Here is a 13,837-nt window from a genome sequence, read left to right as displayed (position 1 = left end):
CCCACAGGGGCGTTCCTCGCCTTTTTTCTTTTCGAGGAACGCAATGAAACTGAAGTCCAACTCTGTTGCTCTGCATCGAAGCCTGACGGTTTCGGTTCGCCCGAAACCCATCCGCATGGGTACGGAGCACGTCTACGAGCTGAACGGCTCGCGGCTGCGCGACGTGCTGATTGATGGGCGCTGGGTGACGGTGGCCGCTACGGCTGTCGTCGTGTCCTGAATCGCCGACGGAGGAATGTTCGATGGACGGGATGACGAACCTGGTGATGCTGTTGATCGCGATGCACGGCGGCTCGCAGCCGCCGGCGCCGGCCCTGCGCTACGCGGTGGCTTCGCACGCCGTGAATAGGCGGCCGCCGATGAAAACGGATGCGGTCATCTGCAAGGATGGCCAAGTCCACACTTTTCCCGCAGGGCGCCCGAAGCCCTGCATCTAATCCGTTGACCAACGGCCCCGCTCTCGTAAGAGAGTGGGGCCCTTTTTTTAAGGCCGCTATATGCCACTCCTTAACGTTGATCTTGTTCAGCTCGCGTCGAGTGTCGTGCCGGAAGGCGCGCGAGATTCGTTCGACTCGATGTCGGTTCGGGCGCGTCTGGCGACGCTATCGATCATCGCCGATCGAGCAGAGAACTCGTCGGTGCGTGATGTTGCACTGCATGCGCTGACGGTGATCGACGCCCCGGCATACGTCGGGCTTTCGGCGGTCCGGATCGCGCTCCAAACCAGCTGCGCGCTACTGCGCGTTCCCGCCGATCGCTTCGACTTTCTCGTTGCGGTTGGCAGTTCAGCTGTTCCGCAGAAAGAGGGGTACGCGGAGTTCGCCAAGTGGCCGCGGAAAGACAGCGATCGGTGGCTTTTGACCGTCACCGCGCGTGATGTGGCGAAAGCATTGGCGAACCGCTAATTCGTTCGTCACAACGTTTCGATGCCGCCTCTCAACGCCCCGCACGGGAATGGGGCGGCGCCTTTCTTTTCCTTTGGAGATACCTCTATGAAGAAGCAAATCGGTTGGGCCGTGCTGGTGGCATGGCTGTGCTGTTGCGTTGCGATCGCGCTGGGCGGCCGCGCGCAGGCGCAGCCTCTGCCGCGGGTCGAAATTGCGTTCTCGCCGGATGGTGGCGCTGAGGCGCTGGTGTTGCGGACGATCGGCGAAGCGCGCCAGTCGATTCGCGTGTTGGCCTACTCGTTCACCGCACCGGCAGTAACTCGAGCCTTGATCACCGCGAAACGGCGAGGCGTCGACGTCGCGGTGACGGTCGATGCCCGCAGCAACCTCGACGAGGATCGCAGCGGCCGAGCACGTGCCGCGCTCGGAACGCTCACGTACGCCGGGATTCCGGTTCGTGTCGTGAGCAGCTACGCGGCTCAGCACTCGAAAATTATTGTCATCGACAACGTCACGGTTCAGACCGGCAGCTACAACTACTCGCAACAGGCGGCCCGGTACAACTCGGAGAACGTCGTGGTGCTGCGCGGCGACGCGCGGATCGCCGACGTCTATCTGAAGAACTGGGAATCGGTCTCTGCGCGCGGCGAACTCTACCGCGCGCCCTGATCGGCATCTATCCTAAACCCATGCGGGAACGGCTCCCGCATGGGGCTGTTTCCGTGCACCTGGAGCAGCATATGTTTTCTGAAATCTTGGTGAAGATGGAATCGGCGATCGACGCACTTGTCGCGCTGATTCGGCAGGGTTATACCCTGTCGAATGCCCTGAGCGGTGGGAAGGATTCGACGTGTACGGCGATCCTGATGCTCGAAGCCGTCAGGCGTGCCGGCACCGACGTGTCGCGCGAGCACTTCATGACGAGCGCAGACACGACAATCGAAAATCCGAGTATGCACTGGCACCTTCAGGCCATGCTGGATGAGATCCGCGACGGTTATGCGCACGCAGATGCACCGGTATCGGTGCATGTTGCGAAGCCATCACTGGCGTCTCAGTTCGTCGTTGCGATGATCGGGCGCGGGACGCTTCCCCGCACCCCGGAAAACGGGGTGAAGAATGGAAAGCGCATACGTGCCTGTGCCGCGGACTGGAAGGTCGACCCGCAGAATCGCCTGCGCGTCACACTCGAGCGCTCGGCGGCCGCTGGCGGAAGTGGCGAAGTCGTCACCATCCTCGGCAACCGGTTCGGGGAAAGTGGTAGTCGCGCAACGGCCATGGCCGCTCGCAACGAGAATGCGCTGAGACCCGTCCGGAATGCGGACGGATTTCTCACGTTTTCGCCGGTCGCCGAGTGGTCCACCGACTGCGTTTGGACGATGCTTTCGCTCTTCGCGGAGGATGCAGGTCGCCCCTTTCCGTCGCCCGTGTCCAGCGAGTCGATCCGGCGGCTCTCGGATCTATACCGCGCTGGCAACGAGGGGACATGCGGTGTGATTCTGGGAGAGGGCGGCGCGCGTGCCGCGTGCGGTTCTCGATTCGGGTGCGCGTTCTGTTGCGTGACCGGCGAGCGTGATCGTTCGATGGAGTCGATGGTGAAGGAAGCTGGCCACCGTCATCTGGACGGCCTGAATCGCTTCCGCAACTACCTGATGGCCGTGCAATGGGATCTCGGCCGTCGCGAGCTCGTCGGCCGGAAGCTGAGCGAAGCCGGGTATCTGGCGGTCAAGCCGGACGTTCTTTCGTACCTGGAGCGTGTTCGATTGCTGCAGTACCTGCTGACGCTTGACGCGCTTGAGGTCGAGCGCGCTGAGCGGCATGAGGCCGCGCTGGCCACGGGCGAGATACCTGAAACGCCGGAGAACCGGGTGCTCTGCGACGTGCAGTTCGAGATGATCACGCCGGCGCAGCTGGTGGCGATCGATTTTTATCTCTCGATGCACCACTACGCGCCGCATGCGTTTCCAGCGCTGTCGGTCTGGTTCGACGTGCATCGGCTCGGACGGCGCTACCACGTGCCGGTCGTGGACCCGCTGCCGAAGATCGACATCCCGCATCATGGGTGGTTCTTTGTCGGCGCGTACGACGCCGAGGTGCCCACGGATGGACTTCGCGATTACGCCGCGGAACAGTGGAATCGCTACCGCCATCCGGAGCGACCAAGCCGATATGCGCGCACGAGGTCCGGTGAGCAGATCGTCTATTTCGAAGAGGGCGATCAGTTCGACGTGGACGTCGAGGCAGCGTGTGCGTTCGTGACCTGCAGCTTCGATGCTGGCTGGGCCGTGAAGGCGCAGCAGCACTCGGGGATGGAGTCGGCGCGGTTCTGGCTGAACGAGGGCATTCTTCGGCTTCCGGCAGGTATGGCGGGCCGGTATCAGGAGATGGCCAAGCGCGGGCAATACTTTGCGCATCTGGCCGAGCGGCACAACCTGACGCCGGCGGAGCTTGATCGATTTCTCGTCGACCGCGCGATATCGAACACCGAGCACCTCACGATGCAGAACCTGGCGCCTGTCGATCTGTTCTCGCAGGCGGCTTGAAGCCCGACACTTTGAAACCCAACCCGGTGCGTCTGCACCGGGTTTTTTTCTGCCTGTCGCCTCCGTTGTTGTTGGCGATAGGACTCAGTACGTGATGCCCAGCCGTGGCTACACGCCCGCGTCTTAGGCGCTTACGCGGACGTCGGCCGGTCGAGGATGGCCGCGAGACTGTCGTCTGCGAGCGTAGGAGTCGCATGCGCGGTCTGCAGGCGGGCCCGGCCGACCACCAGGTCACGGGAATTGATCGAGATGCGCTCAATATGCCGGCCACGTGCGGCCGGCTGTGCGGATCGCTCATACGGATATCCGCGATGAATGTAGTCCTCGAGATCGGCTTCGACGAAGACGATGTGATGTTTGCCGGCCTCGGTCAACGCGACGCAAAGCATGTCGAACGGGACGCCCGTCAGTTCGCGATCGGCGATTCGGTTGAGGATTCCGTCGCGGACGATGTGATCGGTGATCAGGATGTCCTTGTTACCGCCGTGGTTCTCGACCTGAATGACGAGTTGCGTCGGTTCCGGCGCGAGCGCGAGCAGCCGGTAGCGGCAGACGGCGATGCCGCCGTTGGTGGAGTAGACGAGGTCCGTGTAGCGCGATACGTAGTCCATAATGAATGCTCCAATAGCGAAAAGCCAGCGAACTTGCTGGCTTTTTCAGGCTATCGAGGCGGAGCGGAAGTCAAGTCTGGAGTGCCGCTTGAGGCCGGGTCGGGATCGTTGCCCGAATGCGGATCACCGTGCGCTGGCTCGTCAGGCCCAAGAGATGCATGACGTCGTCGTTGCTTCTGCCGGCGAGCAGCAGGCGCCTAGCGAACGTGTTTCGCAGGGTGCGTGGGCTCATATCGGGGAGCCGAACGTCGATCGCGAGGAGTTCGTCTCGAACGATGCGGCCGAGCATCTCGTCGGTCATCGGCCCGCCTGCACGAGGAGACGGGAACAGCAGTGGGCTGTCTGCGGCGGCAGAGAGATTCCGCCAACGCGCGAGCGCCGGTTCCGCAAACTCGTCAACGCTGATGCGACGTGCTTCGCGTGGGCCGCGCTTCGGAACAAGAAGGTGCGGCCGCGCCGGCGACAGGTCGAGGTCGACGGCGGCCGCCTGTCGGATTTCCTGCGCGGTGATGCCGGTCGAGAGCAATAAGCCAACGATGGCGCGGTTCCGCAACGCGCGATCGTCGAGCCCGTCGATGCCCCGGATCGACGCCTGCAGTCGAAGATCGTCGGCCTCGAGCAGGTACACCGGGACGGGTTCGTCCTCCGGCCACGTCTGCGTCAGTGTGTAGGCGGCCGCTGGATTGGTCTTGCGCACGCCGACGTCTACGAGGTGCCGGCCGAGCCGATCGAGGAGCTTCTGGTACCGCAGGCGGGTCGTGGTGCCGGGTTTGCACCGGCGATCGAGATCAGCGAAGAACGATTCGAGGTGGTCGGGCCCGAAGGTGGCCAGCGACAGCTGAGCGGCGGCGAGGTGGCGCATGAAGCGTTCGAACATCGCTTCGTGCTGGACGATCGACCGCGGCGAGAACGCGCGCCGATCGGCGCCGGCGGCTTCCGTGCGCTGCCACTGTTGATAGGCCTCGGTCGGTGCCGACAGCCAGAGAGTCGGTTCGTCCATTCGATCTTATATACTGAATATTGCCTACCCCAAGCATAACGCGAATCTACGATTCGCGTCCTTTGTCAGCAGAGGGGAGAGGCGTCCCCTCGTCCATATTTGCGCGTGGACGCCGGTACACGGCTCGTTGAGCTCACGGATTACGTCAGTCACGCAGCTTCCTCACTGCGCTCGAACATGGGGGCGCCCATCAGAAGCTCGCGGACGCACCGATAGACGATCGGCAGCGATGGATCAGACTGACTCCAGTCGATGAGACCGCAGAAATCGACGCCCGGCAGCGTTGCCGGCCCGATGCGCGGCAGCGCGTCGACGATCGCTGGATCGTTGCGGCTCTGAAAGGCCAAATCGGAGAATGCCTGCTCTTCGATCTCGAGCAAGAGCGGCCAGCTCAAGGCGTGAGCAAGGCCGGCATCGATATAGCGTGCTGCGAGCGAAGTCGCGGTGCGTCGCAGATCTTGCGTTGCGAGCTCGAGCGCAAAGCCATACCGAATCGGATCGAACTCCGGATCGTGGCAATCAACTGTCGGGGCGTGGTTCATATTAAACGGAGAAAGAGAGCGACGGCCGGCCGCTCCGCAGATCGCGAGTGGCGGCCGCGCCTGGCACACTGAAAATGTAACCAGTGATCCGCAGGAGTTCAAGACTGGGCGGCGCTTTGCTGGATCTCGAAGAGCGCGCGGTCTTTGCCGTCAATCCACGACGGCGGGCGGCCCCGACCGCTCCAGGTCGCGCCTGTTTCGGGATGGCGATACTTCGCGGGGACGCGGCCGCGCTTGCCCGTTGCGCGCGCCCCGTAGACCTCCCGGGCGCTGATATCGAATTCACTGACGAGCTGGCGCACCTCCTTCAAAGCTGTCTCCCGCGCAGCCCCTTTTGCGGCGTCGATTTCCGCTTCGAGTGCGGCGCGTTTTGCAAGAAGTTCGTGGTATGTCGACATGCTTTCTCCATTCGTGGTTGGGACGTTGGTATCGACTACCTTACTGGTTCCAAACAAAAGTCAAGTTTGAGTCGATAGAACGTAGCTCGGCCCCTCGCAAAGGTCACAGGTGTCGAGTGAATGGACTCACGCCACTTTGCGCGCCATATCGAGTCGGGAAGGGCTATTGCTTCTCAAATGAAGAGTATCCAGCGAGTAGATTTTATTAATCTGAAACCGTTTTTAACCTTTCTCTTCGTTCCTGAGGCGCGCGTGCGTTCGACGTGGCTCGACACGAAACTCACGACGAGCCCTGCCCACGGTGCTCTAGCCGCGATCAACCTTCTTTTCAACAAAATCTATCTAATCTAAAAGTTCGCTCATTGGGGTTATGTCAACTTTACTCTGCATTCCTATTTAAATCGAAACCGAAGATCTATGCGCCTCCATCGAGGCTACACGGGTGCATGATCGACGTCGTCGGCCCACAGATCAATCTGACGCGGGTCGATGCCGGGCTTGTCGGCAGGAACCTGTTCCGCGCGCTTACTCGGTCGAGTCACCGGCAGCCCGAGGTACGTGGAAGTGAAGACGTCGGCCGAGAAAATGACGTCAGGCGAGATCTGGACGTAACGATGATCAGTCAAATCGCCTCCTCGAACCAATCGAGATTTTGCCCAGAGTACTTCGATCATCCCGAACGCGCCAGCGCAAGTTCGGCGACATCGGAATGCCTCATCGCATGTCCGTCAAATTTTTTGCCTCCGCGGCAGAGGCGGGACTCCAAGCCGCACGCGAGCTTCCATCTCTCCGCTTGGATCAAGCAGAATCAGCCATTGCCGCCACGCCCGAACCCACCGCCTGACCACCTTATGTCCAACGTCAAGTTCTCTGGCGGCCGCGTCGAACCTCTCGCGCCATCCCAGCATGGTTGCAAACTGCCGCGCATGTTCGCGTGCACGCGGAAGCAGCAATGGCGTATTCGACACGCGAGTGAAATACGCAAGGCAGGACTGGCATCGGAAACCAGGAAGTCCGCTTGGCCGCCGGTACGGGTGGTAACTGGTACGGTCGCCACCACACCACGGACATGGAACCGGAGTTGGATCCGAATTCAGTGCCTTGTCGATCTGCGCGAGCAAAAAGACTGAAAGCTCGGTGTCTTCACAACGTTGTACCGCTCCCCGCGGAAGACACCTCATTGGTACATGGACATCGTCCAACTTCCGCGAAGACCGCACAGCAAGATTCGGCGCCGCGTCGTCGACCCGGGCCGCCCGTTGAACTGCCGGCATGGCCATGTCCGGATGGTGCTTTCTCCGCCGCCGCACGGCCGGCACAATTGAATCACGCACGACAACTGCTTCGAGCGCCTGCCCCTCGCGCTGGGTCACATCCAATAGCCGGTGACGGCCACATTGCGGACATCGGATGCGGCGACGGCGCTGCGCATCGAAGCCCCCGGAAAAGAAGCCGCCCTCGAAGCCGCAGCGTACGCACTGAGCATGTGGTAGCGCGTGCATCCCAAGCCGAATACGAGCTTCCCACGCGCCCGAAGGATCGATCTCGAGCACGTAGCGCCGAAATGCCAAGAGCCACGAAAGGATCCCTTCATACGATATGCCAACCCGCTCAGTTACCTGCGTCAATGTCGTCTGACGCGAAAGCAGCGGAATTAATCCACCGACCTTAGCCTGATTACGTAAGCGCGCGAACGGCGTGCCGGTCAGGCGATTAAAGCTCCGCCGACACGCGTGACAAAAATAGCCGGGGAGCTGCTTTTTCGGACCATCGAATTGACGTGATCGAACACGGAGCCCGTCACAATGTGGGCACCTCGGCACCGGAGTTGGCGACGAACTGGTCAACTCGAGCCACGCGCGTGTCAAGTAGTCGGTCAGCACCGGATCCTCGGCCTCATCATCATTGTTCGCGCGCGACAGACATACCCCACCGGCGATGGTTAGATCGAAATGCCTCTCGGGTGCTTCAGCGTCGAGGGTACTTCTCTCAGTGCTATCACTGCGTCGAATAGCAATCAGATGCACCATCTACGACCACGTGTAGCTATGCCCATGTCAATTGAATACCGATGTAGATTAGGCCTCATCCGGCTCCAAACCTTCAATAAACGCTCGAATTTCAACAGTGAGATAGCTTTTAGCATGCTGAACATTCGCTTCGAATGTGGCATCAGGACTCCACGCATCAACCGCGTAGAAATATACTCGGCCCGCTTCGTCTAGGCAGAAGAAGTTTCCGCCGTGATCGATAGCAAATGGGATTAAGTCTGAAGGAAGAAATGCCCTCTGCTGCCCATTGAGGTACGATTGCTCAATCGTTGGCCCTCGCCCCAGTGAGTCGATCAGCGAAAGGAAGCGCTTCACCCACAAGAACTCTCCCCCATCAATTGGCCAATAAGTCCTTTCGGGCACACCACCATTCACGGACAGAAGGAACTCCTTCAGGCCCTCCGGCAGGGACTTTCCCATCTGCGCTTCCGCGCGAGCGAAGTCGGCCGTCGATAGACTCACTCCACCCTTCGTAAATTCGTTTCCGTACATTTTCGCATCCCTCCTTATCCACATTTCGGCTTGCGACCCTGTAGCCAGCCCTTTTCATTAGCAATTTTCACGGACTCCGCGGACCCATAGGTAACTCCGAATTGCTTTTCATACTGTGAGACTGAACCTACGTGCGGGAAAGTAGCTTCGTGCGCTTCAGTTTTGACAAGCTGCATCGTACTCGCGCCGGTGTTTGGATTGAAATCGTCGACGTGATGCCACGTATAGTCGTCGGCGTCCGTTGGGGAGATACCCGCGGCTTTATATGCCTGAGTGAAGTCGCGCGTGCGGCTACCCTGCATCTGAATTTGCACGATGTTCTTTTGTCCTTCTCCGACTGGGTACAGGTCTGGACTTCCGGCAAAGTCTACCCCACACCTTGCGAGTCCAAGCGGATCGATCCACAGCGTCGGATTTGGCGCGTACTGGAAGACGTTAATGCCGCCGGCGAGCCCGATGGGGTCTTTGCTAACGAACCGTCCACTACTCGGATCGTAGTACCGGTGCCGGTTATAGTGTAGACCGGTCTCATGATCGAAGTACTGACCCGCGAAGCGCAGCGGGTTCGTGATACCAGCCTTGCGTGCCGCCTCACTGATAACCTCACTCGCCTCGCCCCACGCCTTGTAGCGCGCGGACCAGGCTACCTCTCCCGCCTCGTCAGAGAGCTCCTGCGGCGTGCCAATCTGATCGCAGTGGTAGTATGCGATGCCCGCAAATTGAGAGGCTTCGGCGGCGCCATCATGAAGCATCGCCGCCCCCGTCGCCTGAGCTAGCGGCGCGAAGCTGCCCGGCTCGTACACGTAATGCGTCGTCTCGCGCCGTTCCCACGCTGTCTCATAGGCCAGCGTGTCGCCATCCCAACCGTACAACGTGAAGCCGTAGCCACGTACCTGCTTCAGACGTTGCCGTTCCGCATCCCGCCAGCCACTGCCAGCACCTGCGAGATACGGCACCACCGGATCCGTCAGCTTCGCAATGCGCCTGCCGAGCGCGTCGTACGTGTACGTCGCCTGCATGTGCCGATCGCGTGCCGACACCATCCGGCCCAGACTGCTCCACTCGAAGTCAGTGCGCTCGCCGTTTCGCGTGCGCTGCTTCAGGTTACCCATTTCGTCGTAAGCGAAGTGGGTACTCGCATAATCCTTCAGCAGGTTGTCCAGCAGAGGGGCAGACCGGGCCCCACCCAGCACGCCAATTCCGTGCTCGTCACGCTCCTTCGATTCCACAATGTTGCTTGCCGGATCGAACGCGAAGGTCTCGACACCGAGCGACGACTGCGCACGTGTCAGCCGGCCAATCGGATCGTACGCGTACTGGATCTCACCGCGACGCAAGTCCGCAATCTGGGTCAACTGCCCTGCGGCGTCGTACTGGTAGCGGCGCTCCATCACCTTGCCGCCAGTGCCTTGCAGCAGCTGCCGCGCGAGTCGGCCAGCCTCGTCGTAATGCGTCGTCTGCGTCAGACCGTTACCAAGCTCGCGCTGCGTCTCACGGTGCGCATCGTCGCGTTCAAAGTTCGCGATGGTCACCCCGTCGAGCATGACGCCATGCACGTGGCCGGATCCGTACGTGAGCCACTCCAACCGATGACCATCCGGCCGCGTGGTCGCAATCCGCGCACCGACCTCGTCGTATTCGTGGCGCCATACGAACTCGTATGCCTTGCCTTCGACCCGCATGTGCACGTGCTCACGCGCCAGATTTCCGACCGGATCGTAGAAGCGCTGCACCCGCGACTGATCGTTGACCGCCTGCAGCAGCCGCCCCAGACCGTCATATTGGAAGGACTCGGCCTCGACCGTCGTCTCTCCTTGCGGAGCCAGGAAGACGTGCCCCCGGTCGGTGAACTGTGCCGGCCAGCCGCGTCGGGATTCCAATCTACCCATCGCATCGTATTCGAACGCCTGCATGACGCCGCCGTACAACCGGTTCGTCACGAGCCCACTGCCGGCCGCACGGTAGTACCGCGTCTCGCGTCCATCGAAGTCGGATTCGCTGTTGAGGCGCCCCACCGTGTCGTAGCCAAACCGATATTCCCGGCCATTTTCGTTGCGCAGCACCGTGATCTGTCCGAGTCGGTTCCAGCCATACTCGAGTGAATCGCCGCGGGCATTGATCCGCTTGGCGAGCAGGCCGGCCGCCGTGTAGGTATAACGCGTCGATCGATTCAGGGCATCGACGTGCTCGAGCAGCCGGCCCTCCGCATCGCGTGCAAAAGTGTCACGCAGGCCCGCGGGCCGCGTCACCCATGCAAGCTGTCCAGCCTCGTAGCCGTAGCGTGTAATCTCGCCAGCTGCGTTCTGTTGCTGAACAAGCCGCCCGCGTTCATCGTACTTCCACGTGGCAGTCTTGCCGGAACAGTCGGTATAGCTCGCGATCTGTCCGTCTGGGCGCCACGCGATCTTCGTCGTGCCGCCCTTCGGATCCGTGATCGCGACAGGCAGGCCCGCGCGATCGTATTCGTACTTCGTTACGTGGCCAAGCGGATCGATCGCCTCGGTAACCCTGCCTTTGCTGTCGTAGTAGCGCTCCCAGCGATGACCTTCCGGGTCCTGCAATCCCGTCAGATTGTGGTGCCGATCGTAGACGTAGTACGCAATGCGTCCATCGCGCTGCGTATGCGAAGTCATCTGCCCCGCGTCGTCCCACGTGAACGATTCCTCGGTTCCGTCAGGAAACACATGCCGCGTCAAATTCTTGTCCGCGTTGCGCATGAACCATTCTTCGGTGCGGTCAGGATAGACGGTGCGATATACGTACCCGTCGATGTCGTAGTATTGCTGCGTCGTATTGCCAAGCGCGTCGGTCACGAAGGTCAGGCGCAGATCATCGTGCCAAGTCAGACGAGTGTCGAAAGATCCATCATCGGCCCATTCATGAATCGCTTTCGCGTCGAGGTGCGTACCGTCCCATTCCAGATTCATCCCCCGTCCGGTGCGGTCGCTGTAGCGCGTCACGAGGTGATGCGAGTACGCGTAGCTCCACGACGCCGCATTCTCATCGTTTGCTTCCACCAGATCGCCCACCTCGTCATAGCGATACCGCGCGAGTGTGCGGATAGCGGTGCCTGCGCTGTCGACCAGCGCGACGCGCATGATGCGGCCAACGTTGTCGTACGTTATCGCCGCGACGAGGTCCGCCACCTCGATCCGGGCAAGCAAGCCTTCCACCCATTCCAGCGCCACCTCGTTGCCAGAGCGGTCCTCGATCTTCCCGAGCACGAAGCGTGTCCCGTACCGCTCGTACGTCTCGGTCAGGGTTTCGCCGCGGACGAGCCGGATTCGATCGTCCGATTCACGAGTGATCGTGCAAGACTCGATTGAATCGCGATGCGGCTGGCCCAGCTTCAGCGCCGGGTAGGTGAGGCTTCGTCCGGACGCGTCGTGATAGACGAACCCGTCGCCCTTTGCCTCGAACGCAACGTGATACGGTGTTGTCCATCGCGGTCCGAGCGGCCCGTGCTCATCATGGGCATCGAAGTTCGAGCGATATGTGCGCGCCCATTCGACCGGAACGATTCCGGGCAATACAAAATCCGTATGGGTGAATGACTCGTCTCCCAGACCCAGGCCGATCGAACCGCCTACTCGGGCTGGGGGCTGACCAATTCCGCAGACGCAACCAGGTCCCGGCTTCTGAGTCTTGGCCTCCTTGCCGACATTGGTAACTTGCTTCCCGTCTTCCTTGCGCTTCGCCTGGTTTCGCTTATTACTGTCGACAGTCGCAGCAAGATGATGCTTCTTCTCCTCGTACACCTGAATCGCCCGAATCAGGATGTTCAGCATGTACATCACCGAACCCACATCATCGCTTGACAAGCTCTGGATGCGCTTCTTGACGTCCGGAATGCTTGTACGAATGTCGGCAGCCAGACGCCGAATGGTTGATCGCGCCTCGTCGGGTGTAAGCGAAAGAACGAAGTTCACCTCTGCCTTCGCGCCCGCCTTGTATACCTCCCACACGGCGCCGAACAGATCTCCGAGCGTTTTGGTCGGATCGTGGATCAGCGAGCCGGCCGAAACACGCGATGCCTTGTTCCGTGCGGCTGCCAGATTCGCATTTGGATCGGTCAGCCTCCCGGAAGCCAACGCGTCGAATCCGTCAGCCAATTGGTTCAGCCGTTTCTCGGCCTCACTGCCAGCATCCTTCAGCAGTTCGGTCAATCGGGCCTTGGCTTCCTCAACAAACGGCTTGAGTTCGCCCATCAAGGTTGCCGTGAAATGCCCTGCGATCACGGCGACCGACGCAGTCGCAAGATCCGTTGCCCCGCGCTTGACAGCTTGCCGTACCAGGCCCAACGTCGGACGCAACGACATGCGTGCCGCGGTAGTCCCCGGCGGAATCGGCAGTACCCCGATCAGGTTGATCGCCAGGTTTGCCCAATCGAGGATACGGTCGAGCTTCTCGGCCTCCGATCGCGGTTGGACGTTTCGGTGCTCGATCAGCTTCGAGATGTCGCCGCAGACGTCGACGGCCGCAATGATGTTGCCGAGAACGGGCATTGCAGCCGAGACTTCCTTGATCCGCTCTAGCGTCACGTATCCGCCGCTGGCGGTGCGCAACCAACTGTCGAAGTGCGAAGCGCCGGCCTCGAGATCGGCAATGTGAACCTGGTTGAGCGGGACGATCGCCGCGTCGACAGACGGAAGGGACTGCTGTTTGTCAGCCATGATCTTGTTCGGACTGTGAAATGGATTGGGAGACTGGCCGATAAACGTCAGGCAGCGCCTGCCGGGTTCCAGCGAGGCTGCTTCAAGTAGCTGGACATGGCCCAGGAGTCGTGCGGGTCGTGCCCGTATTGCACAGTGACCGCACCGGGCGCCAACCCGCTTACGATGGTTCGACCGGATGCGTCCAGCGTCCCTTTGTGTACCGCGCCAAGACTGTCCGTCACCGCAATGGTGTTCTTGTCGACCGGTGCATCGGTCACGTAGCGGCGCAGCACTTCCAGTTGTCCGGGCCCGGATTTAGGAAACGGCGGGAAGCCTCCGCCCTGTCCCTGCGGCCCGTCGGTCTGGTGGCTGCCGGCGTGGATTGTGTGCTCGCCAGCGGTATGGACCGTGTAGCCCTGATCGCTGATGCGGATCTGCGTGCTACCCGCGTGCAGCACGATTTCCTTCGCGGCATGGAGCTCGATGCTGTCGGTGGTGCTCATCACGCCAACCGACTGCTTGGCTTTCATGTCGATGCCGTCGGTCTGCGCCTCGATGCGCACCTTGCCTGCAGCCGCCACCAGCTTCATCCCCGCCTTGTGCACGAACAGCGAGAACGCGTTCGATACGCTCGCGAACAGCGAATGACCCACCGCGA

The 13,837-nt window shown here is 61.0% G+C and carries 14 protein-coding genes; 5 read left to right on the top strand and 9 right to left on the bottom strand.

Features of this window, described 5'->3' with window-relative positions; genetic code table 11:
• Positions 1-43: 43 nt before the first annotated feature.
• From DIE08_RS35640 to DIE08_RS13460, 5 genes are all read left to right on the top strand, one after another.
• Positions 44-220 (top strand): hypothetical protein, encoded by a 177-nt coding sequence (locus DIE08_RS35640; protein ID WP_179952331.1) that lies wholly within the window; start codon positions 44-46, stop codon positions 218-220.
• Positions 221-242: 22 nt separating this feature from the next.
• Positions 243-437, top strand: coding sequence for a hypothetical protein (locus tag DIE08_RS13475; RefSeq protein ID WP_096506487.1), 195 nt, complete (start codon positions 243-245; stop codon positions 435-437).
• A 60-nt stretch (positions 438-497) separates the two neighbouring features.
• Positions 498-905, top strand: coding sequence for a hypothetical protein (locus DIE08_RS13470; protein ID WP_124902144.1), 408 nt, complete (start codon positions 498-500; stop codon positions 903-905).
• An 87-nt stretch (positions 906-992) separates the two neighbouring features.
• The gene (locus DIE08_RS13465; protein ID WP_124902143.1) at positions 993-1,556 is read left to right on the top strand and encodes a phospholipase D family protein; all 564 of its coding nucleotides are present in this window, start codon (positions 993-995) and stop codon (positions 1,554-1,556) included.
• Between the two features lie 71 nt (positions 1,557-1,627).
• Positions 1,628-3,430 carry a hypothetical protein gene (locus DIE08_RS13460; protein WP_124902142.1) on the top strand — a complete coding sequence of 601 codons (1,803 nt, stop codon included), beginning with the start codon at positions 1,628-1,630 and terminating at the stop codon, positions 3,428-3,430.
• A gap of 131 nt (positions 3,431-3,561) precedes the next feature.
• On the opposite strand, the gene DIE08_RS13455 is transcribed toward DIE08_RS13460, so the two are convergent.
• The 9 genes from DIE08_RS13455 to DIE08_RS13415 all read right to left on the bottom strand — a co-directional run.
• Positions 3,562-4,041, bottom strand: coding sequence for a hypothetical protein (locus DIE08_RS13455; RefSeq protein ID WP_124902141.1), 480 nt, complete (start codon positions 4,039-4,041; stop codon positions 3,562-3,564).
• A gap of 70 nt (positions 4,042-4,111) precedes the next feature.
• A complete protein-coding gene (locus tag DIE08_RS13450; protein WP_124902140.1) occupies positions 4,112-5,041 on the bottom strand; it encodes a tyrosine-type recombinase/integrase in 930 nt (309 codons plus the stop codon).
• Between the two features lie 149 nt (positions 5,042-5,190).
• On the bottom strand, positions 5,191-5,583 hold the full coding sequence (locus DIE08_RS13445; RefSeq protein WP_124902139.1) for a DUF2471 family protein: 393 nt from the start codon (positions 5,581-5,583) through the stop codon (positions 5,191-5,193).
• Between the two features lie 98 nt (positions 5,584-5,681).
• Positions 5,682-5,981: an H-NS family nucleoid-associated regulatory protein gene (locus tag DIE08_RS13440; RefSeq protein WP_124902138.1), complete on the bottom strand. Its 300-nt coding sequence runs from the start codon at positions 5,979-5,981 to the stop codon at positions 5,682-5,684.
• Between the two features lie 434 nt (positions 5,982-6,415).
• Positions 6,416-6,655: a hypothetical protein gene (locus DIE08_RS13435; RefSeq protein WP_124902137.1), complete on the bottom strand. Its 240-nt coding sequence runs from the start codon at positions 6,653-6,655 to the stop codon at positions 6,416-6,418.
• 54 nt (positions 6,656-6,709) lie between these two features.
• Positions 6,710-8,011, bottom strand: a complete 1,302-nt coding sequence (locus DIE08_RS13430) for a DUF746 domain-containing protein (protein ID WP_124902136.1) — start codon at positions 8,009-8,011, stop codon at positions 6,710-6,712.
• 48 nt (positions 8,012-8,059) lie between these two features.
• Positions 8,060-8,524, bottom strand: a complete 465-nt coding sequence (locus tag DIE08_RS13425; RefSeq protein WP_260436518.1) for an SMI1/KNR4 family protein — start codon at positions 8,522-8,524, stop codon at positions 8,060-8,062.
• Between the two features lie 14 nt (positions 8,525-8,538).
• A complete protein-coding gene (locus DIE08_RS13420) occupies positions 8,539-13,197 on the bottom strand; it encodes an RHS repeat-associated core domain-containing protein (RefSeq protein ID WP_124902134.1) in 4,659 nt (1,552 codons plus the stop codon).
• A gap of 47 nt (positions 13,198-13,244) precedes the next feature.
• A partial coding sequence (locus DIE08_RS13415) for a DUF2345 domain-containing protein (protein WP_148096082.1) occupies positions 13,245-13,837 on the bottom strand: 593 nt, incomplete at its 5' end.

The organism is Burkholderia sp. Bp9004 (assembly GCF_003858025.1).
GTDB lineage: Bacteria > Pseudomonadota > Gammaproteobacteria > Burkholderiales > Burkholderiaceae > Burkholderia > Burkholderia diffusa.
Note: the sequence above shows the minus strand (reverse complement) of the source record. Positions and strands in the feature narration are given on the sequence as shown.